This window comes from Legionella sp. km772, assembly GCF_003989735.1.
GTDB lineage: Bacteria > Pseudomonadota > Gammaproteobacteria > Legionellales > Legionellaceae > Legionella.
Map to the genome: position 1 here is coordinate 14,662 of NZ_RZGQ01000011.1, position 26,364 is coordinate 41,025.

Here is a 26,364-nt window from a genome sequence, read left to right on the forward strand (position 1 = left end):
ACTAAATAATTAAGTAATATAGATGTAAAATTTTAGTTCATCAGAAAAAGATATGCCAATTTATTAAAATAAACTCAGCTCGAAAGAGCTGAGTATGTAAAATTAGCCTGATTAATCTGAACTCTTAGATGTTAAATCTCTGTCGTAAATTACGTTATCAATTAACCCATAATCCATTGCTTGTGTGGCACTCATAAAATTGTCCCGCTCTGTATCACGCATAATCTGATCGGGAGTCTTTTTAGTATGTTTTGCCATAATAGAGTTTAAACGCTCTCTAACTGCTAAAGTTTCGCGTGCATGAATTTCAATATCAGTAGCTTGACCTCTATAACCGCCTAGAGGCTGATGAATCATAACACGTGCATTAGGTAAGCAAAAACGTTTACCATCAGCTCCAGCACAGAGTAGCAAAGCAGCGGCACTCGCTGCTTGACCTATACACAAAGTACTTACATTAGGTTTGATAAATTGCATGGTGTCATAGATTGCAAGACCAGCAGTCACTACACCACCTGGAGAATTAATATATAAAGAAATATCTTTCTCAGGATTTTCAGATTCAAGAAACAATAACTGAGCGACCACTAGATTAGCCATATGATCTTCAACTTCACCCAAAAGAAATATAATTCGTTCTTTTAATAAGCGTGAATAAATATCGTATGAGCGCTCTCCACGGGAAGTTTGCTCAATTACCATTGGCACGAGGCCACTGGCATTGCGAATTAAGTTATCTGAATAGCCTGGCATACTTTACTCTCCTTTTTCTTCGGTACCTTTCTTAGGATTCATCACTGAATCATAATCCATTTTCTTATAGCTCACTTTTGCATCAGAAGCTATTTTATCTGCAACAACCTCTTCCATAACTAAAGCTTCAATTTCAGCCATATGTTCTTTACTGTTATGGTACCAAGAACGTAACTCATCTGGGCTTTCATAAGCACTAGCAAATTTATCAATCATCGCTTCAACTTTTTCTTTCTCAGCGGTAATATTGTGCTTTTTCACGTATTCAGAAAAGAGTAATCCTAAGTGAACACGTCGTTTTGCTTGTTCTTCAAATAACTCTCTTGGGAAATCAGGAATTTTTTCATTATCGTGATGCTCATGACCAAAAATACGGTGGTACATGTCATGTTTTAAATGTTCAATTTCTTTGTCTATTAAAGCCACAGGCAAGTCAACTTTATTAACTTCCATCAAGGCATCAAATAGTTTTTCTCTATTCATCATACCAACACGGCGCTCTAACTCTCGAGCCATGTTAGATTGGATATCTTTAGTAAGAGCCTCAATCCCGCCTTCTTTGATATTAAATTTTTCAGCGAAAGCATCATCAAGCTCAGGTAATTTTCCTTCCATAACCTTGTGAACGGTAATTTTAAACACAGCTTCTTTAGCCGCTAACCCTTCATGGCCATAATCTTCAGGGAAGGTAACTTTGATATCAAAGGGTTTATCTTTTTTCCCACCAATAATACCATCTTCAAAACCGGGAATCATAGCGCCTGAACCGATAACTAATTCATGATTTTTGGCACTGCCACCTTCAAAGGGTTTCTCATCTAGAAAACCTTCAAAATCAATAGTTACTTTGTCATTTTTCTTTACTGCACGGGATACTTCATGCCACTCTTTGTTTTGCTCACGTAGCTTATCAAGCATCTCTTTAACATCTTTCTCAGTAACATCTGATTTAGTTAACTCAACTGGAGCTTGATTAAGTTCAACAATGTCAAAAGTGGGGAATATTTCAAAAGTAGCAGTATATTTGAAATCCTTACCTGCTTCAATTTGCTCAGGCTCAACCGAAGGATAGCCAGCAGGAATCAATTCATTTTTTTGTAAGGCTTCGTATAAAGTAGATTGCACCATTTCACGAGCAACTTCTTCGCGAACACTACTAGAATAACGTTTCTTAACTTCGTTAAAAGGGACTTTTCCAGGACGAAAACCATCTATTTTAACTTTATGAGCAAGACTTTTGAGACGCTGGCTCACTTCTTCCTCAACTTTCTCTGTAGGCACAGAAACTGTTACCTTTCGTTCCAAACCACTTAGGGTCTCAACAGAAACTTGCATTCATTCACCTCTTGGAATTTATCAATGAAATGGTGCGAAAGGAGAGACTCGAACTCTCACGGGTTGCCCCGCTGGAACCTAAATCCAGTGCGTCTACCAATTCCGCCACTTTCGCATATCAGGTTGGATTATCAATCAGTACTGTAATCTTGTAAAGACCTAGATGAATCTTTAGCGCTCGACTACAAATTTTTTACACTTGGGGTGAACGATGGGACTCGAACCCACGACAACCGGGATCACAACCCGGGGCTCTACCAACTGAGCTACGCTCACCATAAAACTTTAAATCACTGCACATGAGCTGGCACGCCCGGCAGGATTCGAACCTGCTACCCTCGGCTTAGAAGGCCGATGCTCTATCCAGATGAGCTACGGGCGCATAGTTGGTCGGGGAGGAGGGATTCGAACCCCCGACATCCTGCTCCCAAAGCAGGCGCGCTACCAGACTGCGCTACACCCCGTCATATCCGTCCCAAGGACAGAGCGCAGATAATACTAGGGCTTTTTCCTAAGGTCAATAACTTATTTGCATTAATTTTAAATTTTTATTTTTAATTTTGTAATTTTTAATTAAGATGTATTTTTTTTATATTCAATGGGTAATATTAATAATACCCATGGGGTTGATCTGTCTACTTAAGAGAACAAATTCATCTCTAGGTATTAAGTATATTTGTTTACATCCTTGTTGTTATGTATTAATTTCTTATTTTCCCTTAGCATCAAAATATTCCAAAATTAGTACCGTTCAACTATGAAATATAAACTCTTGCCACTTTTTGACAATTTAAATCATTTACATAAAAACCATGAGCATGTTGTGCTTCCCAACCCTGATGTTCAAAGTGACTTTAATTACAGTTTAAACTTCTTAAAAAGTTATACGGGTAGCCAAGGAACATTTAATAGCTACCGTCGAGAAGCCGAACGTCTATTGCAATGGACATGGCTGATTAAGCAAACGACATTGAAACATTTAAAGCGTGAGGATATAGAACAATACCTTTATTTTTGTCAAAGCCCCCCTAAAAACTGGATTAGTCTCAAAAAAGTTCCTCGTTTTATTGAAAAAGAGGGTACTAGAGTACCTAATGAGGAATGGCGCCCTTTTGTGGTTACTCTCAGTAAAACCGCCACAAAAAATGGCCAAAGACCTACCTTAGAGCAATTTGAATTATCGCAGGGTGCCATCCAAGAAATCTTTGCAATCTTAAGTACCTATTTTAATTTTCTTATTGCAGAAGAGTATTTACTTTCAAATCCCATTGCTTTAATCCGCCAAAAAAGTAAATTTATTCGTAAACGCCAACAAAATGCCCCTATTCGCCGTTTAAGTCTAGTGCAATGGGAAACTGTTTTAGCTACAGCAGAAACTTTAGCCGCGGAATCCCCAGAGAAGCATGAGCGCACTCGTTTTATTTTGAGTCTCTTATTTGGCATGTATTTACGTATTTCTGAGTTAGTAGCTAGTGATCGATGGGCACCTAGCATGAATGATTTTGCTAAAGACAGTAATGGTCATTGGTGGTTCACAACAGTTGGTAAAGGAAATAAAGAGCGACAAATCGCCGTAAGTGACGCCATGTTAGATAGCTTAATTCGTTGGCGTTTATTCTTAGGGCTAACCGCTCTTCCCTCCCCTGGTGATAACTCACCGCTTATTCCCAGAATCCGTGGCAATGGTCCCATGAGTGATACAGCGCCTATTCGCCGTATTGTACAAGGTTGCTTTGATTTAGCGGAGTCCCAGTTAAGAATAAAAGGCTTGAATGAAGAGGCAGACTCTCTTGCAGCAGCTACAGTGCATTGGTTGCGCCATACGGGTATTTCGGAGGATGTTAAAATAAGACCACGAGAACATGTCCGTGATGATGCAGGCCATAGCTCAAGTGCAACAACCGATCGTTATATCGATATTGAAAAACAAGCCCGTTATCAATCAGCACAAAAGAAAACAATAAACAAGACTGAAAAATCCTAAGATAATTCCTGTCGTTTATCTTAATTAGTAAAATAGATTTTTCAATCAATATTAAATTAATAATCACTGTGTTAATGATCCACCAGTTACCTCAAACCCACCCTACTTTTCCATCTATCCTCGCTCAGCTTGCGCTCATTACTTCTTCAAGCAAACGCGTTAACCTTCCAATCTCAATTTATTTAAAACCAATCAAAATTGATTTTTTTATCTAAGTTGATAGAATGCTTAATATCGAATCATACGGCTCCATTGATAATCATATTATCAAAACACCACCGATATTCCTTTGGAGGATTTCCATCGAATGACTTATCATAAAATGACTAATTTATCGGATGTCCAAATTGCTGCTTATTGTAGCAAGCTCAACTTGACTCGCGCCCGTTTCCTTGCCGAAAAAGGAAACTTAGAGAAGAAAAAAGACAGCCAAGGAAACAGCGCCTATTCAGAAGAACAAATCAATCGCCTAATCTTCAGAAAATCGTCTAAAAAAACAATCCAAACCCTCCTTAATTGCCATGATGACTTGATAAAAAGCGGGCTCACCCCACAACAAATTTATCAACTCGCTGCACATAATGGAGGCTCCAACAATCTTAAAGCCTACATTGAACAAACGCAGGCTTTACAGGCTCAAAACCTATCCTGGTCTTCATTAAGTCTGAAGGTTAATGATGTGCTGTGTCTCTTAGCCCATAATGGTGGTTCCCGCAATTTGAAGGCTTATATCAAACAAACCCAGGCTTTAAAGGCTCACAACCTATCCGGGACTGTATTTGGCTTGAATGTCAAAGAGGTATTGCACATCTTAGCAAAGGATGGGGGTTCGCAAGCCCTAGACACTTTATTAGACTCCTTTAATCAGCTACGGCATTTAGGTTTTACAACAAGACAGCTGATTACTATTGCCAAGAAGAAAGGAGGCGCTAAGGCTCTAGCCGCTGTTTTAAAGCATACCCCTCAGTTATTAACTCAAGCTTATAGCCTAGACTTCATTTGTACCCTGGCGGCAAGGATCGGAGGAGCTAAAAAAATTCAGCAAAGCAAGCATAATGAATCTTTAACGTGTAGGCATGATGAAGTAACTACCGGAAGGTCCCAAGAGCTAACACTCAACGCCCGTTCAACTAAAGAACTCGATGCCTACTTATGCGATATTGATGAGGATGAATTATCTGAATACCTGCATTCATTTGCAACAAGTGAGAACAACGAAGAAGAATACGCCCGGCTTTTTGGGGATATAACAGCTGAGGAGCATGAGCCCTTTTCTGCTATCAAGAACCACACTATTACTCAAATACCCTATGATACCGATGAACAACATAAAGCACTTCTTTTCGGTAATAACCGCGAGACTTTTTTTTCTGAGATGGAATTAGAAGCCGCTGCTTCTGCATCTACTCACTCCGCTTCACCTCTATTTTTTTCTCACAAACGTAAACTATCCCCAAGAGAAAGCAATACCAAGGAAGATGAGAGCAAAAAGACAAAAGAGGACGAATTGTTTAAACCCGCAAGCTACATGCTGTAAGCATCGTAGAATAACCAAAGCAGTGTTGCTTTTGAGGATTTACATCGCATGACTAATTATAAAATGATTAATTTATCGGATGCTGAAATTGACGCCTATTGTAGAAAGTTCAACTTGACGCGTACCCGTTTTCTTGCCGAAAAAGGCAATTTAGAGCAGAAAAAAAACAGCAAGGGAAACAGTGCTTATTCAGAAGAACAAATTAATCGCCTAATCTTCAGAAAATCGTCTAAAAATACAATAGCCACCCTCCTTGATCTCCATGATGACTTGATAAAAAACGAACTTACTCCCCAACAAATTTATCAACTCGCAGCGCACGATGGTGGATCTAAAAATTTAAAAACTTTCATCGAACAAAGCCAGGCTTTACAAGTTAACAATCAAAACTGGGCTTCACTAGAGCTCAATGTGGGGAGTGTGTTGCGACTCTTAGCGCACCCAGGTGGTTCCCGCAATTTGAAGGCCTACAGCGAACAAATCCAGGCTTTACAGGCGCAAAACCTATCCTGGGCTTCATTAAACCTCAAGGTCGAGGACGTGCTACGCTTCTTGGTTCATGGTGGTAACGCCAACAAGTTGAAAGCCTACATCAAACACACCCAGACTTTACAAGCTCAAAAAAAATCATGGGCGTCGCTAGATCTCCAGGTTGAAGAGGTGTTGCGTATCTTAGCAAACGATGGAGGTTCGCAGGCCCTAGATACTCTATTACGCTCTTTTAATCGGCTGCATCATTTAGGTTTTACAACAAGACAACTAGTTACTCTTGCCGCGAATAAATGGGGCGCCCAGGCTCTAGCAGCGGTATTAAAGCACACACCCCAGTTATTAACTCAAGCTTATAGCCTAGACTTCATTTGTACCCTGGCAGCAAGGACCGGAGGAGCTAAAAAAATTCAGCAACCCAAGCATAATGAGCCATTAATGTGTAGGCATGACCAAGTAATAACCGCTGGAAGCACTCAGCTAACACTCACCACCACTTCAACTACAGGACTCGATGCCCTTTTATGCGATATTGATGAGGATGAATTATCTGAATACCTGCATTCATTTGTGACAAGTGAGGACAACCATGACGAAGACGCCTTGCTTTTTGGAGATAAAACCTTTGAGGAGCATGAGCCTTTTTTTGCAATCGAGCCAGACACTATTAATCAAATAACCTATGATACCGATGAAAAGCATGAAGCACTTCTTTTTGGAGATAACAACGTTGAATACCAGAAGTTCTTTTCTGATATGGAATTAGAGGCCGCTGCCTCTGCATCTACCCACTCCGCTTCACCTCTATTTTTTTCTCACAAACGTAAACACCCAAGAGAAAGCAATGCCCAGGAAGAGGAGCGCAAGAAAAATAAGCGAGATGAAGTACTAGAAGATCCTCTAAATAGCGTTTCCTTAACCTTTAAAACTTGCTAATAACCATATTTGAGTGCAGGTTAAGCAGAAATAATGATAAAATATAATTTTACTTTAATAATTCTTCTATGCTTAGCTTGCGTCAAATTACCTTATCTAGAGGTAATAAAATACTCCTTGAAAAAGCCAGTGTTAGTCTTTATGAAAAACAAAAAATTGGACTCATTGGTCATAATGGCTGCGGTAAATCCACTTTATTTGATTTTCTGCTGGGAAAAATGCTCGCCGATACAGGCGAATTTTTAATTAACCCTCAATTGACGATTAGCCATCTTTCTCAACAATTGCCAGATAGTGTTGAAAAGGCCTTGGACTTTGTTCTCGGTGGCGATGAAGAATACATTAAGCTATTAGACCGCTTAACTCAAGCTGAAAAAACTGGCCATGATGCAGAAGTACTACTATGTCATGAATTATTAAATCAAACCGGTGGCTATAGTAAACCCTCTCAAGCAGCAACGATTATGTCAGGCCTTGGTTTCACGAGTACTCAACAACAAGACTCCGTTAATAGCTTCTCTGGTGGCTGGCGGATGCGGTTAAGCCTCGCGCGTTGTTTAATGAAACCCGCGCAATTGCTTTTACTGGACGAACCTACCAACCACTTAGATATGGAGGCGATATTTTGGCTGGAACGCTATTTAAAACAAAGCCCAAGTACCATTATTTTAATTTCTCATGATCGAGAATTTCTTGATGCGTTTGTCACTCATATCGTCCATGTGGAAAACAAACAATTAAATTTATATGCCGGTAATTATTCTAGTTTTGAAACCATCCATGCGCAACAATTAGCTTTACAACAAATCATGCATGAGCGTCAACAAGCTAAAATCAGCCATATGATGAGTTTTGTAAATCGCTTTAAAGCAAAGGCTACTAAAGCCAAGCAGGCACAAAGTAGAATCAAAGCCATAGAAAAAATGGAAATCATCGCTGCGGCACAAGCAGATTCTCCTTTTTCTTTTGAGTTTTTTAATTGTCCACGTGCCGGTAATCCTTTAATACAATGCACTTTAGTGGATGCGGGTTATGCAAATCATCCGGCTACTTTAAAGCGAATCAATCTCTCCCTAAATCCAGGTGATAGAATCGCACTATTAGGACCGAATGGGGAAGGTAAATCCACGTTAATTAAAACGCTAACAGGTTCTTTAGCTCCACTAACTGGCGAGATTCATCGCTCACCACATTTAAAAATAGGCTATTATGCCCAACATCAGTTGGAACAATTAGACTGTAACTTAAGCCCAGTCGATACAATACAAGCATTATCTCCCGAAGCTCGTGAACAAAATATTCGTGATTTTTTGGGTGGTTTTAATTTTGTAGGCGACATGGCGGTGCAAGCTATTCATCACTTTTCGGGTGGGGAAAAAGCACGCTTAGCTTTAGCAAAACTAGTATGGCAAAAGCCCAATCTTTTATTATTAGATGAGCCCACTAACCATTTAGATTTAGGAATGCGTTCGGCAATTGAATTAGCTTTACAAAGTTATGAAGGTGCTTTAATTCTTATTTCCCATGATCGACATCTACTTAAAACTGCCGTGGATGATTTTTATTTGGTGTACCAAAAAAAGGTTCAAGCCTTTGCCGGGGATCTTGATGATTATTACTCTTGGCTGCAATCTAAAGATGCGATTAAAGAAACAGCCACCACAGCTTCGGTTAATAATGATTACAAAGAGAAAAAAGTTACTCAAAATAGGCTAAAAAAATTAGAACAACTAATGGAGCATCAGCAAAAGCAATTAGAAGATTTAGATAATAAACTAAGTGATAGCGACCTTTATGAGGATGCAAGTAAAAAAACCAAATTAGAGGACTTACTTAAAAAGCGTAATGATGTGCATGATAGCCTTCAACAACTTGAGGATGAGTGGCTGGAGTTATCAACGAGTTTAGAGTCTTAATCTTTGTTATGATAATTCGCAGTGTGTCCTGTTACCACAATACAACCCGCTCGCCCAGGAAACAGCAGAGGCTAAGCTGACTAAAAGCAATTCTTTTCATCTTCCCTAAAAAGGCTCTTCTGCTACCAGAAAATTAGATGAATACAGCCAATTAAATTTTCAAAATTGGCTGTATTGAATAAAAACCCTTCTTTTAAAAGCTACAAATTAGTCCTAGCCATTTTTAACTTGTTGCACGCAATAAATGGGCTGTGATTCACTGCATACACCAACAAGATTATTCATAGTCCAGCCTGCATCACTTGCATCCCTTTTACCCCCTACAGCCTCACCGCTTAAATCAGTCCAATCAGCACAATTATCATACTGCCCACTACCTGCAGATTGTCCATCAGCATTCGTTCCAGTGTATACAGTTGAGGTGGTAGTTCCATCAATACTAGTTCCCAAAAATGCTATACTACTACCACCAGCGATTATCCCAGCTCCGGTACCAATCCAACCAGCACCGCCAGCACGATAATAATTAGCTGATGCATTTAATGTTGCAGCTGCTGCTTGCTCTGAAGAAGAAAGCCAGGGTTTCCAAGTTGACCCAGGAACAAGTAACACGCCCTCAGCATTACAAATTTGGGTGGCTCGGGCCAAGGCGCCGGCAAGGGTGGGTGCAGTATTTTTAAAACCAGTAAAACCTGGAGGTAAGGAGTCAGTACTAGTAACAGTCATATTCCTTCAAATAAAGTTCTCGTTGCGAAAATTGCACATCGCTTATTTGATGATAGACAAGGAGTCCCAGAGGTCTCGGTGGGGGTTGGTAGTCGAGAAATTACTTGCAGTAATTGCGCTCGCAAGGTTCCAATCTGTTTCAAACCCAGGTTTGAGTGGCAGGATTGGGGGCTGCTGAACAGGCTAGGCTAGGGATAATAAATAGCAGCGAATAGACAGTGTGTTTGAATTTAGTATTCATTTTTTCTCTAATCCTTTAAAGTGTATAAGAAAGATTTAACATGACTCCATTTTGGCTTGGAATATTAGAAATATGACCGGTTGAAGTCGTAGTATTTACGGTAAAATCAGTAGTTCCATTAAATACACCCTGGTAAAGCAGTACCAAACTGGCTCGTTCTGACAAAGACATCCCTAATCCGGCTTGTAATTCGAAACCTACTTGATCTAAATCATTTACTGTAACTCGTTCATCAATTTGCATACGACGATAAGCAATACCTGCTTTTACAACGCCAAATACCGCTGTTTGTCCAAGAGGTTGAGTTGATGCTGTTGCTAAAAGATCAAGCATGGGCTTTACATTAAGCTGTATAGGCAAGCCAGCTAATTGATCCATAGTGGCTTGGGAAATACCAAGACGCATAATGTTCCCAGATTGTACACCTAATTCGGCGCCTAAAGTTATAGTGTTAAACATTCCCAATTGCTTTCCAATTGCAAATCGTCCAAAGGCTGTCTGCCCGTCTCCTATAGCATGTTGGGCAGTAGGGTCAGCCCCGGCTCCACCATGGTAGGCATTATCATACCAGGTATACCCGATCGCACCGTTTAGGGACCACGGAAGCTGGGCAGGCTGAACTGCTGACCCCATAGTTCCACCCGCAGCATTCAAAGATAATAGACAAGCACTCGTAAGCAAACTGAGTTTAAATTTCACAAATTTCTCCTGTTTTTTTAAAAAATTCCTTATAAATTATTAATTTATAATATTAATAATTTGATTGCAAACAGGTCTTGATTTCTTTCTCTGTACGATAGGATGAAGTCCGTCCTTGCGAGGAGCGCAGTGACTAAGCTATCCTGCTTAAGGTTGAATTAGAGTTGTTTAATAAAGGATGAAATTTTTTTATGTTATCCAAATTTATTTATCTAGCCAAAGATTCTAATTTATCTATGTCAGCAGAACAAAGTGAATCTTTCATTGCTTCTATTTTCTCATCTGGCCATTCATAAATTTTCAGTTTGACTAGGCGTTCAATTATTTCAGGAGCAAATCTTTTTTTAACACATTTAGCTGGATTGCCTGCTACAATACAGTAGGGCTCAACATCTTTAGTTACCACGGCATTAGCTGCAATAACAGCCCCCTCTCCTATTTTAACACCGGGCATTAGCATTGCTCTCATCCCAATCCAGACGCCATCACCTATCAGAGTATCACCACGAGATTCATAGGACTCTTGGTATTTATCGGCAAAAGGATAAAGACTAAACCAGTCAAGCCTATGAGTATTATTACCACCCATCAAAATTACAACCTCAGCGGCGATACAAACATAATCACCAATGAATAATTGATCTATTTCCCAACGAGCCTCCCAATTTGCCAAGCTGTATTCATCGCCATAGAGATAGCGAACAACAGACTCTTCAAAATTACCTGTCCAGGCATTAGAATAATAACTGTGTGTGCCTTTAATATGAATATTGGGGTTTTTTACCGTTTGATGCAGAAGCTCTATTTTTGACCAGTGTTTTGTCGTCATTTCTTCAATAAGCCATAAAATAGTCAATTTTTTCATAGACAAATGTTTTGATCAACCCTTAGTTTTGCAAGCGTGATGAAGCGTTCGTCATAAACCCTACTGAGTTAATTTTAATTCGGATTATAAGCGGTGACCTAGATTATCATCAGCCTCAGGACTGCCTTCATATTTATCACGTAGGCTTTTTGCAAAGTCTTTAAAATCTATTGGTTTTCCTTTGGGTTCTATTTTTATTGCCTCTAATACCTTATTTTTTAATTCATTATTCTGAAGATGATTAAAAAATGCTTTTGCAGAGGCCGTCTCACCAAATTTACTCGTAAATAAAGAACACCAATTGCTTTCCCGTTGTTTTGCGGCAATTCCAACAAAGTTCGCTAGCAGTTTATTAGCTTCCTCTGCACTTGTTGATTTTTGATATAATGACAATAAATGTTCGAGTTTAGCCTTTTTTTGCTGATGGCTCTCAGTGGAAAGATGAGATTTTGTACTCAAAGCATTGATTGCAGCACCCATCGCTTTTACTAGTTCCTTATCAACATTATTAGTAAACACCCGAGGGGTTAGCTCTTCTTTTTTAACTAACTCATCTTTAGGATTAGTGCCCACCTTAGGTTTGTCAGCCATGTTCTCTTTTATCGATTCCACTTTTAAAGTGGATAAGGTCTGTAATTGTTGTTGATTGATTGGTTTTTGATTAAGCAAGGCTCTGAGATTAGCAAACTCAGCACCTTTAGCAGCTATTTTTTTATACTCCTCAATCTCTGATGCGTTAAATATAGATAAGCAAATATCAATATTATCTACCCCTGATTCCTTGATCAGGTTGATAGCCTGAGAAACAGATTTAGCTATAGACACCTTATCGTTGCCAAAAGCGCCACCACCCACCAGGGTAAACGCGATAGGTATACGAGTTTTGGGATTTTGTTGAGCCTCTAAAATAGCTACAGCTGATACTGCTTTATATTGTGCTGTAAGCAAAATTTCTGTCATCTCTCTTAAATGTGCAGAGGCTTCCGCTGATCGAGGAAATAATTCATATAACCCCAAAGCTAGACCGGAATTAAGCACTTGTATTGCTGTTTGACCAGAGACGCCATCTATAGGCACACGCTCAACGTTCAAAACAATTTTGTTACTGTGTTGTTTTAAAAACTCTACGCCTTTTTGTTCTTGTCCTTCTTTCGGAGTCAAATAACCATATTGATAATCAAATAGAGTGTTAAATTGGTTCTTTAAGACCGGATCTGCTAATAATACTGCAAAAGAGTCACTCGCTTTATTATGAGCATAACGGGCTAGGGCTGCGCCCCCCGAGGTTCTTTGCTCGGCTGGTCCTTGAGTGGGATCTGTTTTAAAATCATCTGGTTGAGTTAAATACCGTCCTTTAGATTCCCCATTATTAAATTGTGATGCGACTTGACGGACAGAGCCCTGCATGCATGAAAACTTAGGCACAGTCCGCGCATCACATCCTTGCAAAAGATGCAAGCCAATACCCTCCCCTGCTTTAGCTTGAGGCTGTGAGGGTATTTGCGCCAATAAATCACCAATTGAGATCATTGTGGGCTTAGGACAGCTCGTTTTACCCAAGCGAATGCCCTGTATTAGAGAAGCAGTTTCTGCCGATGTGGCACTATCTGGATTATATGTAGGAAAGGTGGGAAAAATAGGGCTTTCAAAAAATGCTTTAGCTTTGACTATATTCATCTCACTAGGATGCGAAGGCTCATTTTTTGCCGCCTCAATTCGTGCCGATAATTGATTTAATTGGCTAGTGATTGTGGCAGAGTCATTGCCAGTTGCAAAATTCCAATGTTTCTCTAAAATAGCATTGGCATCTGGTTTAGGAACCCCATTTCGGACTAATTCCCAACGTAAATATTCTTCAATCGAGCGAACGGTACAATTTCCTGTGATTTGAGGTTTACTCAAAACAGAATGACTCTCTTCAACAGATCCCAGGCGAATGCTTTGATTCAACTCTCGCCATTTTGCTTGTTTATCTGCATCCAAAGTACCTATTTCTTTATTAGGGCCTTTTTTACCCGGCAAATCATGAAAGATAAGCATAGCTCGTTCAGTATCAATTAACTTACTGATCTGCTTTTGCATAGCCGCATCACTGTAGGGTACTCCAAGTGGTAATAATACCTCTTGTGTACAAACAGAATAAGTTTGACCATCTGGTCTGGGGGAAAAAATTTCATGATACAGAGCTGGTGGGTTTGTTCTTACATCATAAGTTGTGCCAAAGCCCGCATTACAAACTGTTCGATAAACTCGATATCGTGCTATGGGTTTCCCATCCCCGGGCAAAACAGGATTACCCTCGCTATCTACCCCTTGTTTCCAGAGGCTGACAATAGCGCTATGGGTTCTACAACCTCCTGCTTGCAAGACGATTTGATCATTGCTTGATAAGCTCGGCGGTATAGGGAAAAAACTTGGAATAAAGCGAGTAAGGGCATCATCTGCTGAAGTTGTGCCACTAAGGCTCGTTTGTTTGTCAACGATAGGCCGCCCTAAAGGATTGCCTTCAATTAGTTCTTCGCGATATTTAGCGAGCTGGGCGTCTATGGAATGTCCATAGGCTAAACGCTCACGCAAGGCTGTAATCTCATTCACTTCCGCTTTTAGTCCTTTTGCTAAAGCGCGTCGGTATTCTGCCGACGAAGGCTCGCTATCTAAAGCTGGAACATCTCCCGCTACAGCTTTATAAACGGAATAAAGCCGATGTAGTTCGGTTTTATTTAATTGGTCATAATTACTGGCAATATAGGTTAATAAAGATAAACCATAGGCTGTAGTCGCAGCAAAGGGATAATAGCCATCTTTGGTGCCATCCACTAAATCGTGAAATAAATTTAATCGCGTAGAATTTCCTTCATCATAATAACTCGATCCAGTCCCTATTAAAGCACCGCGGGTAAAATGGACACCCTTTTGTTTCGAGGATACGGTATCTCCTAATGCCAGGGCTCTTTGAGCCGCTGCAATGAAAAATTCACGCGCAGGAAGTTCTTCTTGCTGTTTAGGTGGAATTATAGCAGGTGGCTTCTTAGGGATTACTATTTCTGGTTTAAGAGCAGGATTTATAAAATTTAATGGCTTACTAATCGAAAAATGACTTAATATCTTTTCCAAGTCTTTTTCCATTTGTTGATGAACAAGGCGTTTGCGGTCTGCTAATTTTTTTACTCCATCTTCTACCAGATAAAATTGACGCTCATGCTCGTAGAGATGAATGATTCTTTCCTCGTTATTATTAGTTCTACCCTTCAATTCATAATAAACTTGGCCATTTTTATCTATTTTTCTGGTGACTGAGTCTACGTAATTATCACCACCACTATCAGAAATGATATAAGGAGGGGTGAAGTTTAAGGTTTCAGGAAAGTCAAAATAGTTTAACAGTTCGGGCAATTTTTTCTGCATCTCGGTATGAACAACACCTAAGGAAAGCGCCTCAATAAAATCCCCATTATTTTCTATAAAGGCTTTTACTACATTTTTATCATAAATTTGAATGCGGCGACGTTCATCTTTTGTATTTCGTCCATCAATTTCATAGTATATCTGACCCTGACCATCCCTTTTACGGGTGATTCTATCTACATAATTATTACCTTTTTTATCTTCTAAGATATAGGGAATAGGCATTGAAATACTCCTTGAGTGACACAAAGGATATTTGCAGATCACATTAACAAATATTATACCATTAAGCACTTATAAAGGACAAATTAGATATTTATTTAAATGTAGAAGTTTTTAGATTTCGATTGCAAAAGCCCCCTAAGATAAAAACATAGAATAGAAATCATTTAGTGCTTACTATTCTATCCATCCCTAGGGAGCGTTTTTAAGGAATTTGTAATTGCTTTAATAAGGATTTGGCAGAAATTTGCTCAGCTTTTCTACGATTAGTTCCTTCGCCATAAGCAATTTTATCAATGCCAGGTACTTTACAGCTTACATAAAAAATTTGATCATGCTCCTCTCCTTCGACCTTAGTCAAGGTATATTCAGGTAAAGGGTGTTTGGCTGCTTGTAGAAATTCTTGCAACTGGGTTTTAGGATCTTTTAAACAATAACTTAAGTCTGCAGAATCAAGCCTTGAGCGGTATAGAGCTAAGATGACGGTCTGCGCTTCATTTATACCACTGTCTAAGAAAATCGCTGCAAAAATAGCCTCTAAAGCATCTGCTAAAATCGATGCGCGTCGGAAGCCTCCGCTTTTTAATTCCCCCTGACCTAAAAAGAGAAAAGTTCCTAAATTTAACTCTTTGGCGATTTCAGCCAGCATCTCCCCTTTTACTAAAAAAGAGCGTAAACGGCTTAATTCACCCTCGCTTAATAAAGGAAATTTATTAAAAAGCTCATTGGCAATGACAAAGCTTAAAATGGAATCGCCCAAAAACTCAAGGCGTTCATAATTTTCACTACCAACACTGCAATGACTCAACGCCTGTTTTAACAATTTTTTATTTTGAAATTGATAATTTAGGCGTCGGCATAATGGATCTAAATCATTTTTCACTACCGACAACTACCTCTATAGTACTGTTAAAATTAAACAACAAGCTCATATTATACACTAAATGGCGAATAACTTGGTATTTTAATTGAATTTTAAATTTATTAGCACCATCAGGGGTGATTACCAACTCATCCGGTTTTAAATCTTCGAGCCCATTTATATCCAAACGCTTTGATAAGCTATCGCGTAAAACAGCTACATCACTAACGGGGTCGCCTGTTAAACTTGAAGCCGGAGTTTGCGCTAAAGATTTAATCGAGGTCACAATAGAATAATGCTGGATTACAACCGGTACTATCCGCATCACCACGACTGCGGCCAATACCACCACTGCCATGGTTAATAGCATTCCTATTAATGTCATCCCTTGTTGTTTTTGCATCAGCTTTCCTTAATTAAATTCTTTAATGAATTAAACTACCAATTTTAGACCAACGCACAGAATCGGTTTTTCCATTCCAACTCATCCAAACTAAAAAGGCTTTTCCTCTTAAATAGCTATTTGGCACAAAGCCCCAAAAACGACTATCTGCACTGTCATCTCTATTATCACCCATCATAAAATAATTACCTTCAGGTACCACCACATCAAAATCAACTGCAGGCAAATCAGGACGAACAAAAATATCGTGTACCACCCCATTCAAATCTTCTTTGTATTTAGCTACGGGTTTGCCAGAACTTTCATCCATAGTGTATTCAACAAAGGTTTGTTTCACTTCTTTGCCATTGATGGTTAAGACTTTATTATGATAGCTCACTTTATCACCAGGCATACCAATCACCCTTTTAATATAATCATAACTAGGTTCTGGTGGCCAACGAAATACGGCAATTTGCCCAGTCTTAGGATCAGCAATAGGAATAATTTTCTTTTCAATGACTGGTAATCTTAAACCATAAGCAAATTTATTAACTGCAACAAAATCCCCTACTAATAAGGTTGGCTCTAGAGAACCAGAAGGAATTCTAAAGGGCTCAACTAAAAAGGAACGTAATAATAAAACAATTAAAAAAACAGGAAAAAAGGAGCGGGCATATTCAATTATTTTATTAGGTTTTTGTTGTTGATCCCGCTTTTTAGCCCAAAACAAAACATCTAAAAGATAAATCAATCCGCTTACAAAAGACAAGATGACTAATATTAAAGCAAAATTCATAATTTAATCCTAAAATTACATCCATTATTAGTTAATAGTGACTTTAACGCACTATTAGTGTTAATCGGTATATTAAAGTATTAAAGGTCAATTTGGCAAAGAATGTTTTCAATTATCACCACCGACTTTTTAAATAATACCAATAGAGTCTTAGCGCAACAATTTTACCTTAAAGAGAGGGCTAATGAAGCTTTTGACCGTTTGGGACTTTATAATCAGAAGTAATTAAAGAAATGGCTCCATTCGTATCGGAAAAGCCGACCAACAAAAACTGCGACAAAAAACCCGCAATGTTTTTTTCGCCTAAATTAACACAACCCACCACTGTTTTTCCTAATAAGGAATCCGGGGTATAGTGAACAGTTATTTGGGCAGATGTTTGTAAAATACCAAGTTCACTACCAAAATCTACCCAAATTTTATAGGCTGGTTTTTTTGCGCGCTCAAAAAGCTCAACTTTGACTACAGTGCCAGATCGTAAATCAACTTTTTCAAAATCATCATAGGTAATAATCATGCGAATATCCGTATAGTCAGGTCAAAATTGAAATCAAACCGCCATTTCATTTAATTGCAACTCGGGCACTAGGCTTTTTAATAATACTAAAAGCTCATCACTTTGATGTTCAAAGCAAGAATGATTTAACATTCTCATAGTTTGAGTTAATTCTTGCCATTCAATTTTTCTAAATTTTGCTTTAAATAATTTTTCATGATCAGTTGGCACGAGTTCTTCGGACTCATGGAATAATTCCTCATAAAGTTTTTCTCCAGGACGCAAACCGGTATATTCAATAAGAATGTCTTTTCCTGGCTCCTTCCCTGCCAATAAAATCATTTGCTTCGCTAAATAGCTTATTTTAATCGGCTCGCCCATATCCAATACAAAAATTTCACCGCCCTCGCCATTAACCATAGCTTGTAAAATAAGCTGTGAAGCTTCAGGTATAGTCATGAAATAACGCTGCATATCAGGATGAGTGACCGTTAAAGGTCCACCGGCTTGCAGCTGTTTCTGGAATAAAGGAATAACGCTGCCCGCTGAGCCTAGAACATTTCCGAAACGAACGGTAATAAATTGAGTTTTAGTACGGATATTTAAATTTTGGCAATAAATTTCCGCCACCCGCTTAGTAGTGCCCATAATATTAGTGGGATTTACTGCTTTATCAGTAGAAATAAGGATAAACTTTTCCACGCCGACAGCCACAGAAGCTTTTGCAATGGTTTCTGTACCCACAACGTTATTAAATACCGCTACCCGGATTTGGTTCTGCAACATAGGAACATGTTTATAAGCTGCAGCATGAAATACTATTTCCGGCTTATAGTGACTAAATAAGTGGTTAACTGCAACCGCATCAGTAATGCTAATCAGAGCTAATTCAATAGGAATATGAGGAAATTTAGCGCTTAACTCTTGCTCGATCTGGTATAAATTAAATTCGCTGCTCTCTATGATGGCTAAAGACGCAGGATTTAATTGCATAATTTGTCTGCATAGCTCTGAACCGATAGAGCCACCGCCTCCAGTTACCAATATTTTTTTGCCCGCAATAGCACTTGCTATCTTATCCCATTGCAAACAAACTTCATCGCGACCTAACAAATCCTCAATATTAACCGGTCTTAAGGCATTAACCTCGACACAACCGCTAGCTAAAGCGCTAAGACTAGGGAGTGTTCTAAAAGGTATTTTGGTTTCTTCACAGTAGGTAACAATTCGACGCATTGTAGCTGAGCGCGCTGAAGGCATAGCAATGAAAATTAAGTCGATTGAATATTCGCGCACAAATTGGGCAATATCCCGAATTGCGCCTAAAACAGGTATGCGATGAACTTCCAGCCCGCGCTTACTGATATTGTCATCAACAAAACCGATTGGGTGATAATAGCCACTACGTTTTAAATCACGAGCTAAACTTTCCCCTGCGAAACCCGCACCAACGATTAATACACGTTGACTTTCTGAATGCTCTACACGTCTAGACTTATCTAGATGCAGGCGAATCATTAATCGTCCCCCACAAAGAAACATCGCTAAAATAAGTGAATACAGCGGGAAAACGGATCGAGGCAAATGCTGTAAGACAGAAGACAGATATAATACCGGTATCACTAAAACAACAGCAGTAACCGATGCTTTCAAGATCCGGATAACGTCATCTAAAGAGGAAAAACGCCATAAGCCCCTATAGGTTTTAAAATAAAAATAACAAATCGATTGAACTACGATTAAAAAACCAAGGGCTAGAAAAGAATGGTGTGAAGTTAATATGCCTGGCTCAGGATGGAGATTAAAACGTAGCCAATAAGCTGAATACCATGCCATAGGGATAGCACAGATATCATAAGTCATTACCGGCAATTTAGTAAAAAACTTTCTTATTGTTAGTATAAGAGCTTGCATCTTAATCCATGAGCCTCTTTAAATTTACTCGAAATAGTATACTAAGTTAGCAAATATATCATCTAAAAGAGGCTTCATTTTATCTTACAAACTGAGATTAAACCAATTATTTTAAGAAGACGGCTCTTTCTCCACCCAAGACTAAGCGGAATGAGTGAGAGCCATAAAGGTTAATACCGCAAAACACCACAAGTTAACCCGCGACAATCTATCACCTATAAACACATCAACAGGATCATCATTATCAACATTTTGGGTGGACAACCAAGCAAAGCGCCATAAAGCAAACGCTGCAAAAGGTAAGGTTAAAATGAAATAGAACGATTGGCCACGTGCATAGATGACATAAAAAAGATAAACAGCAAAGCAAGCACTACCCGTTCCCAATATTAAACGTTGCAAAAGTAAAGGATGGTATTTTTTAAGCACCTTACGTGTAGAATGTTTTAATCCCAACTGCAGTTCTAAACGTCTTTTATTTAAGGCAATAAATAAACTAAGCAGGGTAGCCGCAATAGTTAGCCACAAAGAAATGGATAGGCCAATTCCAACAGTTCCAGCCAACACCCGCAGCATGAAACCGATAGCAATACACAAAACATCCAAAATAGGGATGAGTTTTAAGACCTGGTTGTAAGCCAAATTAACTAGCAAATAAATTGTAAGAATCATAGCTAATTGTTTTGATATCAGCCAACCAAGGATTAAACCCACTAGTAAAAGCACAAATAATAAGGCAAGTGCCTCAAACACAGACACATCTCTACTTGCTAAAGGACGTTTCTTTTTATGGGGATGAAGGCTATCTTCCGTTCTATCTTGAATATCGTTATAAATATAAACAGCACTCGAGATTAGACAAAACGATAAGGCAGCGAGCAAGGCCGGGACAAAATAACCACGCACAGGGGTATAAAAGAAACCAAATAGAACAAATATTGCCTTGCTCCAATGCGAAATTCGCAATAGTGAAAAATATACAGCCAGTTTATTCATATTTTTTGCTCTTAGTATTTAGCAATTCAGGCATCTGAGTTTATAGCCCTTATTATATCGAAAGTAAGTTTTATTTTGTTAAAGTAGCATAATCTTAAAAAAAAGCATCATTTCAAGATCTTAAATCACAAATAAAATAAATTTCGAAGTATATTTGCCACAATTTAATAAAAAATAAGCAAAGATGATTGCATTTAATCAGTGAGTAAGTAATATAAAATAATACCCAGAAGCAATTACTATGACAGGAGGTCTACATGCGCTTTATTCTTGCACCTAACACAATAATAAACTTAGATTTTCTTCGTGACAAATATCAAAAAGCTAAAGATATTGATTTAAGTACCCCTCCCTCTTTGTTTAGTATGCCTACTTTTTTAGGAGGTGTAGATTATAAAGCTAGAAAAGCACAAATTGAATTCTTAGAAAAAATTCGTGTTATTTTAAAACCTAATACCTTTAAAGAAGAAGAAATTACCAAACTTGAGGAACTTCAAGCAAGCTTAACCGCATCCCGGGTTATGATTGCTGCTACCTTGTATATAAAGCATCAAATCTCAGAAACCTATAAATTACGCCATCCTAAAGGAAAATCGGTACTTTATAGTCTTATTGATGAAGATCTGGGCATCAATGCGCAAAATTATCTTGATGAAGAAGATGAAGAAGTATGTATTCTTGCTGCCAAAAGGATAATGATGTCTTCTATTTCTGCCTTAGACGATGCCAATGAGAAATTAAGAGAAGCGGGGCTTAAGGGCTTTACCGAAAAGGAATGGAGTGATTTTCATGGTTTTTTGAGCTCAAGAACTATCAGTAAAGTCACAAAAGATCCTTATGCTAATTATCCTATTACTAATATTACGCAAAAACTATTTGGTGCCGCTGGTGCGTACACAGGTGCAACTGTAGGCTATATCAGTGGCGATGTGATGAGCCATTCGACTAAAGCCTTATCAACAAAAACTAAATTCACCGCATTAATTGGCAGTACCTTATTAGTTTTTGGTTCAGCTGGCCCCGCAGGCGTTGCTTTATTTGCTCCAGCAATAGCAGAACGTTTAATCAGTGCATTTTGTAGTATTAGTTTAGCGCATATCCTAGGAGTGAGTATGGGCTTACTCGGCCAAGGCTTAGGTATTGTCGTGGGTGTGCCTTTAGATCTCGCCTATAAATTAATTTGGACTGCGGCGGCAACTGTGGGCACTTATAGTTTTTCTTCTAAAAAACCCCTATTGACTGGTATACGTTTAGCAGATGGCATGACAGTTTTTTGTGGAGTTCCTCTTGAAGCTACACCCACCGACAAGCTCCCGGCTGATTACAAACAAGTTCTGGTAGATGTGCGTGATGGGCAATTATATATCAATGATAAGTTAGTTAATGTACCTGAGACAGGAAAGAAGCTTCCTGAGGAAGTGCTTAAAATATTAGAGGCTCGGCTAAAAGATACCCCTGTCACAGGCGATGAAGAAGGCGTAGAATTAGACGAAATAGATAGCCTGGAACCTGAAGTCACTGGAAATGAGAAAATCGCTTTATTAAGCTAGAGAGGTTGGAGCAAACTCATCTAATTCTAAAATTAGTGACCGAACAGCCTTCATTTCATGCTTCATGCGGGTAAGCCAGTCCCTATTCTCACACGCGATGGTCTGGATACCGCGCATAAAGCGCGGTACGTAGACAATACTTAACTGTTCACTATTTAGATGGGTTTGCCCGGCTAGAAGGGTTCTATTCTTAAACTCTCTTTTGCGAAAGTAAGTTATACTCTACCCTTGGCGTATAACTTACTTTTAGTCATTAACTTTATTTCAGCTTGTAGAAAAGGTTGACTACTCTAAATTCTGTTGCACTGAACTCCAACTTTTGACACTAGCTCCTTGTTTTACATCATCAGGCAAAGCATCGAGAGCCTTTTGTGCTGATGCTGCATCCGGATAAGTGCCGTAAACCCCTTTATAATAAGGTTTACCATTAGCTTGGTATTTTACTTGCGCCATTCGATCATTTTTTGGTGTTTTATACAACTTTTGCGCCACTTGTGATGCCTTTTCACCCTCAGCTACTTCAATGGTATAACCTTGAGGATTTTGGTCACTTACCCATGTTTTATCTCGATCTTTAAAAGAAACCGGTGAATGGTATTCCCCCACGTGGTAGGAGTCGGGGACAGTTACCATTTGCCCACTCGTTTGATAGCGGTAGGAGCTATCGTAAGAATAATTGCTTTGTGGATACAATTGACTATTATCATAAGCATAAGTTTGATAACTAGGTGAATAACCTTCATTATCAGTCACCATACAAGAACATAAATTAAGTGCAGATAAACCTAATGCAAGATATTTCCATTTGTAGTTCATCATCGTCCCTCTTCTTATAATTATTCTTTTCTTTATTATAGGAGAGTTTACAATTTTGTGCTGTAGATCATTGTCCTATCATAAAGTACACTATTCTCTTTTAATTAGAATAAATTATGTGGACTCATAGACGCTCAGGACAAACCAATCAGCGAGGAGCTCAAGACCATCGAGATCCTTATGAACGTGACCGAACTCGCGTTATTCACTGCCCTTCCTTTAGAAGATTACAAAGAAAAACTCAAATTTTAGGAACTGATGAAGGTGATTTTCATCGTACTCGTCTTACTCATTCTTTAGAAGTTGATTCTATAGGTCGAAGTATTGTCAGAAATTTAATCATTAATCAAACACAACAACCCATTTTAGGCAATTTATTACCTAACGATGATTTAGTTAGTGTAATTTGTTTATTACATGATATAGGTCACCCCCCCTTTGGTCATGGCGGTGAAGTTGCCTTAAATTACATGATGCGCGACTATGGAGGGTTTGAAGGTAATGGCCAAACCTTAAGGTTGCTTACGAAGGTAGAAAACAGTTACGGAGCCTATGGTTTAGATTTAACTCGTCGAGCCCTATTGGGTATCTTAAAATATCCCGTAGCACGCTCAATGGTTATCGCCCCCCAACGACCACCAATTCACGAATCAATCCATAAAACCATTAAAGTCAATGATTGGCTCCCCCCAAAAGCTTATTTTGACTGTGAACAAATGGAAATTGATTGGTTATTATCACCCTTCACGGATGAGGATCGTTCCTTATTTCAAAGTTTAATTAAAGAACCTCAGGGCACCCAAGCAGGTAAATCAGCTTATCGTAGCTTTGATTGTTCTATTATGAACATTGCGGATGATATTGCCTATGGCGTGCATGACTTAGAAGATGCTGTTCATTTACGTCTAATTAATCGTTCACAACTCGATACTGCGGAATTTCGACAGCTTTTAAGTAATACTCTACTCGCCAAGCATCAAGAACGCTTGCTTGATTCTTTATTTTCTCAAGAGCTGTGTTTACGTAAACAAGCTATTGGAGAAATGGTGAATTATTTTATTACATCTACGCAAATCATTACCACCCATGAAGCCTTTGAAAATAATTTACTTAAGTACAATATTGAGCTTATTCCTGAAGCAGCCCTTCTTCTTAATTACTTAATGGATTGCATCTATCATCATGTAATTGATTCGCAAGAAGCTCGTACTTTTGAGTATGGAGGACAAACGGTAGTTTTAAGATTATTTGATGCTATAAGCTCCAATCCAGGTAGTTTATTAGATAACAAGAACCGGGTTTTATTCAAACAAGCGCAAGATGAAACCGAGGCCTTTAGAGTGGTTTGCGATTATTTAGCAAATATGACTGATGAATATGCCTATCGCATGCATGAACGGTTATTTGGCTTCAATACGCGTACCATTTTTGAACGTTTGTAACATAAATACTCTTAATTTAAAAAAAACTGCCCTCGCTTATTTACCCTATGCGGGGGCTTTTTCAAGTCAAGCCTAGTTTATCTTTGAATTTCGATGAGCGCATCCCTTTAAATACTTAGGTAGACGAAAAGTAAGTCGGGCAGGGAATTGAGAATGAAAGATTATTCTAGGTTGGACCGTTCGGCCCAACACGCCTTAATCATCCATGTTTATCATTGGGGACTTGCAATATCATTGTTGGGCCGAACGGCCCAACCTACGGTGTGGCTCGAGTTCTCACCCGACCAATAGAAGCATGAACTCAAATGAGCTTGCCACCACTGATTTTTAAATCCATTCCTTGTAGCAACATAGTTAATGTGCGGTTTACTAAATCAAATGGAATAACAGAAGGCTTTCATCGAAAGATGAAACTAATACAACGACGGGCTTATGGGTTTAGGAATTTTGAAAATTATCAAGTGCGGGTTAAGGTACTCTGCGGGTGATTATCGCTGCCCCCTTAAATGGGAAGGAGCCAGATCATTTAACCAAAAGGAATAGCTGTTTTATTGATACCAAATTAATGGCGTCCCCAAGGGGATTCGAACCCCTGTTACCGCCGTGAAAGGGCAGTGTCCTAGGCCTCTAGACGATGGGGACCTAAGAAATATTACTTTTATAACAACTACATTTACTACTAATCTAACGCCATAATGGCGTCCCCAAGGGGATTCGAACCCCTGTTACCGCCGTGAAAGGGCAGTGTCCTAGGCCTCTAGACGATGGGGACTAGACTTTTTCTTTCCATCAACATGCAACCATGTTGATGGTGGAGCTAGGCGGGATCGAACCGCCGACCTCTTGCATGCCATGCAAGCGCTCTCCCAGCTGAGCTATAACCCCAGGAAGGTTTGCAGTTTAATGAGCGGACGCGGTACTGTCAAGTATTTTTTAATTTTTTATGATTTTTAAGGGTTTAAAATTTATTTTAAAATACATTTATGCCACGTATAATAATAAAAACTACAAAATAACTAAAAAATGGACTCATTCTCTCGCTTGTCTGCTGATATTGAAACTACCGTACTGGTTGCGGTGTGGTCTAAACCAATTGTGTTTCAAGGTTATTATAAAATTACTCAACCAAATCCAAAAAACGAATTATTTTTATACTATAGAGCTGTTTGTGAAGACTACTATCAAGATGATTTTCTAAATGAAGATTTTTTTCCTGATCAAGTTGAATTTACTCATCTATATAATCAACAAGGGATAATAAATAAACACAACAATGCAAAAGAGGCCGTCTATTTATTGAAATATCCTCTGTTTGTTACCGTTACCCAGATGTTAAAAAATCAAAAACAATACTTAACCTATATGGATGAAATTGCTTTAAATGCGTTAATAGAAAGAACCACTGCGCTTATTAATAATCCCGTGGATACAAAACTCCATGAAGATTTAGGTTTTTCGGTGGAAATGAATTTTAAAGCAGCAGAAAAAGAAAGTGAAGCAGCCCTTAAATCTTTAATTCAACTAGCTAAGTAAAACTTTACCTTGGACTTAAGGACTGCTAAGCGGAATGCCATGCTTAATAATGTGTTATTGGATCGCTAGCAGGAAAGGTATCCTTCAATTCTTTATCTAAAATTTTATCTTTGTTTATTTTTTTCTTTTTAGTTTTACTTTTTGTTACAGTTACTGTAGTGGTTTTTAATAGCTCGCATATTTCTTTAGCACCATCCGCATCAGGGGAAACTGCACAAATATGGGCAAATTCTATTACCTCAGGATGGTCGCATTTATCTCCTGGTCTCATAATATTCTCCTTTAACCTTCTTATGTATAATTATACATCATTTTGACCGTTTTTGTGGCTTGAAATTATCTAAGTAACTCATGTTACGCACGGTCAATTTTAAGCTGCCATATTTTTAAGCTCCTGCCAAGCAATCTGGTTCGCTCTAAGAATCAATTTGTACTTAATAGCAAAGTGATTTAAATGAGTTTTTAT

Annotated in this window: 21 protein-coding genes, 7 tRNA genes and 1 pseudogene; 8 read left to right on the forward strand and 21 right to left on the reverse strand. The window is 38.7% G+C overall.

Features of this window, described 5'->3' with window-relative positions:
* Positions 1-111: 111 nt before the first annotated feature.
* The 6 genes from clpP to ELY15_RS02575 all read right to left on the reverse strand — a co-directional run bounded on the left by clpP (position 112) and on the right by ELY15_RS02575 (position 2,552).
* Positions 112-753, reverse strand: coding sequence for an ATP-dependent Clp endopeptidase proteolytic subunit ClpP (gene clpP, locus ELY15_RS02550; protein WP_127098088.1), 642 nt, complete (start codon positions 751-753; stop codon positions 112-114).
* 3 nt (positions 754-756) lie between these two features.
* Positions 757-2,088 (reverse strand): trigger factor, encoded by a 1,332-nt coding sequence (gene tig, locus ELY15_RS02555; RefSeq protein ID WP_127098089.1) that lies wholly within the window; start codon positions 2,086-2,088, stop codon positions 757-759.
* Positions 2,089-2,118: 30 nt separating this feature from the next.
* Positions 2,119-2,203 (reverse strand) — tRNA-Leu (locus ELY15_RS02560).
* Positions 2,204-2,288: 85 nt separating this feature from the next.
* Positions 2,289-2,364 (reverse strand) — tRNA-His (locus ELY15_RS02565).
* A 29-nt stretch (positions 2,365-2,393) separates the two neighbouring features.
* Positions 2,394-2,470 (reverse strand) — tRNA-Arg (locus tag ELY15_RS02570).
* A gap of 5 nt (positions 2,471-2,475) precedes the next feature.
* Positions 2,476-2,552 (reverse strand) — tRNA-Pro (locus ELY15_RS02575).
* A 293-nt stretch (positions 2,553-2,845) separates the two neighbouring features.
* Here ELY15_RS02575 and ELY15_RS02580 point away from each other — a divergent pair.
* The 4 genes from ELY15_RS02580 to ELY15_RS02595 all read left to right on the forward strand — a co-directional run bounded on the left by ELY15_RS02580 (position 2,846) and on the right by ELY15_RS02595 (position 8,950).
* Positions 2,846-4,072 (forward strand): site-specific integrase, encoded by a 1,227-nt coding sequence (locus ELY15_RS02580; RefSeq protein WP_127098090.1) that lies wholly within the window; start codon positions 2,846-2,848, stop codon positions 4,070-4,072.
* A 307-nt stretch (positions 4,073-4,379) separates the two neighbouring features.
* Complete coding sequence (locus ELY15_RS02585) at positions 4,380-5,609, forward strand: hypothetical protein (RefSeq protein WP_127098091.1); 1,230 nt, start codon at positions 4,380-4,382, stop codon at positions 5,607-5,609.
* A gap of 48 nt (positions 5,610-5,657) precedes the next feature.
* Positions 5,658-7,034, forward strand: a complete 1,377-nt coding sequence (locus ELY15_RS02590) for a hypothetical protein (RefSeq protein ID WP_127098092.1) — start codon at positions 5,658-5,660, stop codon at positions 7,032-7,034.
* 68 nt (positions 7,035-7,102) lie between these two features.
* The gene (locus ELY15_RS02595) at positions 7,103-8,950 is read left to right on the forward strand and encodes an ABC-F family ATP-binding cassette domain-containing protein (RefSeq protein ID WP_127098093.1); all 1,848 of its coding nucleotides are present in this window, start codon (positions 7,103-7,105) and stop codon (positions 8,948-8,950) included.
* 213 nt (positions 8,951-9,163) lie between these two features.
* Here the strand turns inward: ELY15_RS02595 and ELY15_RS02600 are convergent, their stop codons facing one another.
* The 10 genes from ELY15_RS02600 to ELY15_RS02645 form a co-directional block, all read right to left on the reverse strand.
* Positions 9,164-9,676: a hypothetical protein gene (locus ELY15_RS02600; protein ID WP_127098094.1), complete on the reverse strand. Its 513-nt coding sequence runs from the start codon at positions 9,674-9,676 to the stop codon at positions 9,164-9,166.
* A 256-nt stretch (positions 9,677-9,932) separates the two neighbouring features.
* Positions 9,933-10,616: a hypothetical protein gene (locus ELY15_RS02605; protein WP_127098095.1), complete on the reverse strand. Its 684-nt coding sequence runs from the start codon at positions 10,614-10,616 to the stop codon at positions 9,933-9,935.
* Between the two features lie 208 nt (positions 10,617-10,824).
* Entirely contained in the window at positions 10,825-11,481 is a 657-nt protein-coding gene (locus ELY15_RS02610) for a CatB-related O-acetyltransferase (protein WP_233586490.1), read from the reverse strand.
* A gap of 84 nt (positions 11,482-11,565) precedes the next feature.
* Positions 11,566-15,111, reverse strand: a complete 3,546-nt coding sequence (locus tag ELY15_RS02615; RefSeq protein WP_127098096.1) for a hypothetical protein — start codon at positions 15,109-15,111, stop codon at positions 11,566-11,568.
* A gap of 202 nt (positions 15,112-15,313) precedes the next feature.
* Positions 15,314-15,991: a ribonuclease III gene (gene rnc / locus ELY15_RS02620; RefSeq protein WP_127098097.1), complete on the reverse strand. Its 678-nt coding sequence runs from the start codon at positions 15,989-15,991 to the stop codon at positions 15,314-15,316.
* Positions 15,981-16,373 (reverse strand): DUF4845 domain-containing protein, encoded by a 393-nt coding sequence (locus ELY15_RS02625; protein ID WP_127098098.1) that lies wholly within the window; start codon positions 16,371-16,373, stop codon positions 15,981-15,983. The genes rnc and ELY15_RS02625 overlap by 11 nt, the downstream gene beginning before the upstream one ends.
* Before the next feature lie 22 nt (positions 16,374-16,395).
* Positions 16,396-17,151 (reverse strand): signal peptidase I, encoded by a 756-nt coding sequence (lepB, locus tag ELY15_RS02630; RefSeq protein WP_127098099.1) that lies wholly within the window; start codon positions 17,149-17,151, stop codon positions 16,396-16,398.
* 181 nt (positions 17,152-17,332) lie between these two features.
* On the reverse strand, positions 17,333-17,668 hold the full coding sequence (locus ELY15_RS02635) for a tRNA-binding protein (RefSeq protein ID WP_127098100.1): 336 nt from the start codon (positions 17,666-17,668) through the stop codon (positions 17,333-17,335).
* A gap of 33 nt (positions 17,669-17,701) precedes the next feature.
* Positions 17,702-19,561 (reverse strand): nucleoside-diphosphate sugar epimerase/dehydratase, encoded by a 1,860-nt coding sequence (locus ELY15_RS02640; protein WP_127098101.1) that lies wholly within the window; start codon positions 19,559-19,561, stop codon positions 17,702-17,704.
* Positions 19,562-19,702: 141 nt separating this feature from the next.
* On the reverse strand, positions 19,703-20,557 hold the full coding sequence (locus ELY15_RS02645) for a decaprenyl-phosphate phosphoribosyltransferase (protein WP_127098102.1): 855 nt from the start codon (positions 20,555-20,557) through the stop codon (positions 19,703-19,705).
* A 257-nt stretch (positions 20,558-20,814) separates the two neighbouring features.
* Here ELY15_RS02645 and ELY15_RS02650 point away from each other — a divergent pair, with 257 nt between their 5' ends.
* Positions 20,815-22,107 carry a type IV secretion protein Dot gene (locus ELY15_RS02650; RefSeq protein ID WP_127098103.1) on the forward strand — a complete coding sequence of 431 codons (1,293 nt, stop codon included), beginning with the start codon at positions 20,815-20,817 and terminating at the stop codon, positions 22,105-22,107.
* A 285-nt stretch (positions 22,108-22,392) separates the two neighbouring features.
* Here the strand turns inward: ELY15_RS02650 and ELY15_RS02655 are convergent, their stop codons facing one another.
* Positions 22,393-22,926 (reverse strand): SPOR domain-containing protein, encoded by a 534-nt coding sequence (locus tag ELY15_RS02655; RefSeq protein ID WP_199744153.1) that lies wholly within the window; start codon positions 22,924-22,926, stop codon positions 22,393-22,395.
* Between the two features lie 113 nt (positions 22,927-23,039).
* Here ELY15_RS02655 and ELY15_RS02660 point away from each other — a divergent pair, with 113 nt between their 5' ends.
* Both ELY15_RS02660 and ELY15_RS02665 read left to right on the forward strand, forming a co-directional pair.
* A complete protein-coding gene (locus tag ELY15_RS02660) occupies positions 23,040-24,365 on the forward strand; it encodes an anti-phage deoxyguanosine triphosphatase (protein WP_127098104.1) in 1,326 nt (441 codons plus the stop codon).
* Between the two features lie 362 nt (positions 24,366-24,727).
* Positions 24,728-24,853 (forward strand): annotated as a pseudogene (locus ELY15_RS02665) (transposase); the annotation flags it as partial.
* Positions 24,854-24,931: 78 nt separating this feature from the next.
* Here the strand turns inward: ELY15_RS02665 and ELY15_RS02670 are convergent.
* The 3 genes from ELY15_RS02670 to ELY15_RS02680 form a co-directional block, all read right to left on the reverse strand.
* A tRNA-Glu gene (locus tag ELY15_RS02670) sits at positions 24,932-25,007 on the reverse strand.
* 54 nt (positions 25,008-25,061) lie between these two features.
* A tRNA-Glu gene (locus ELY15_RS02675) sits at positions 25,062-25,137 on the reverse strand.
* A gap of 37 nt (positions 25,138-25,174) precedes the next feature.
* Positions 25,175-25,250: transfer RNA gene (locus tag ELY15_RS02680), tRNA-Ala, on the reverse strand.
* Positions 25,251-25,388: 138 nt separating this feature from the next.
* Between ELY15_RS02680 and ELY15_RS02685 the strand changes: the two genes are divergently transcribed.
* A complete protein-coding gene (locus ELY15_RS02685; protein WP_127098105.1) occupies positions 25,389-25,898 on the forward strand; it encodes a hypothetical protein in 510 nt (169 codons plus the stop codon).
* A gap of 43 nt (positions 25,899-25,941) precedes the next feature.
* Here ELY15_RS02685 and ELY15_RS02690 read toward each other — a convergent pair whose 3' ends face one another.
* Positions 25,942-26,169, reverse strand: a complete 228-nt coding sequence (locus tag ELY15_RS02690) for a hypothetical protein (protein WP_127098106.1) — start codon at positions 26,167-26,169, stop codon at positions 25,942-25,944.
* Between the last annotated feature and the right edge of the window lie 195 nt (positions 26,170-26,364).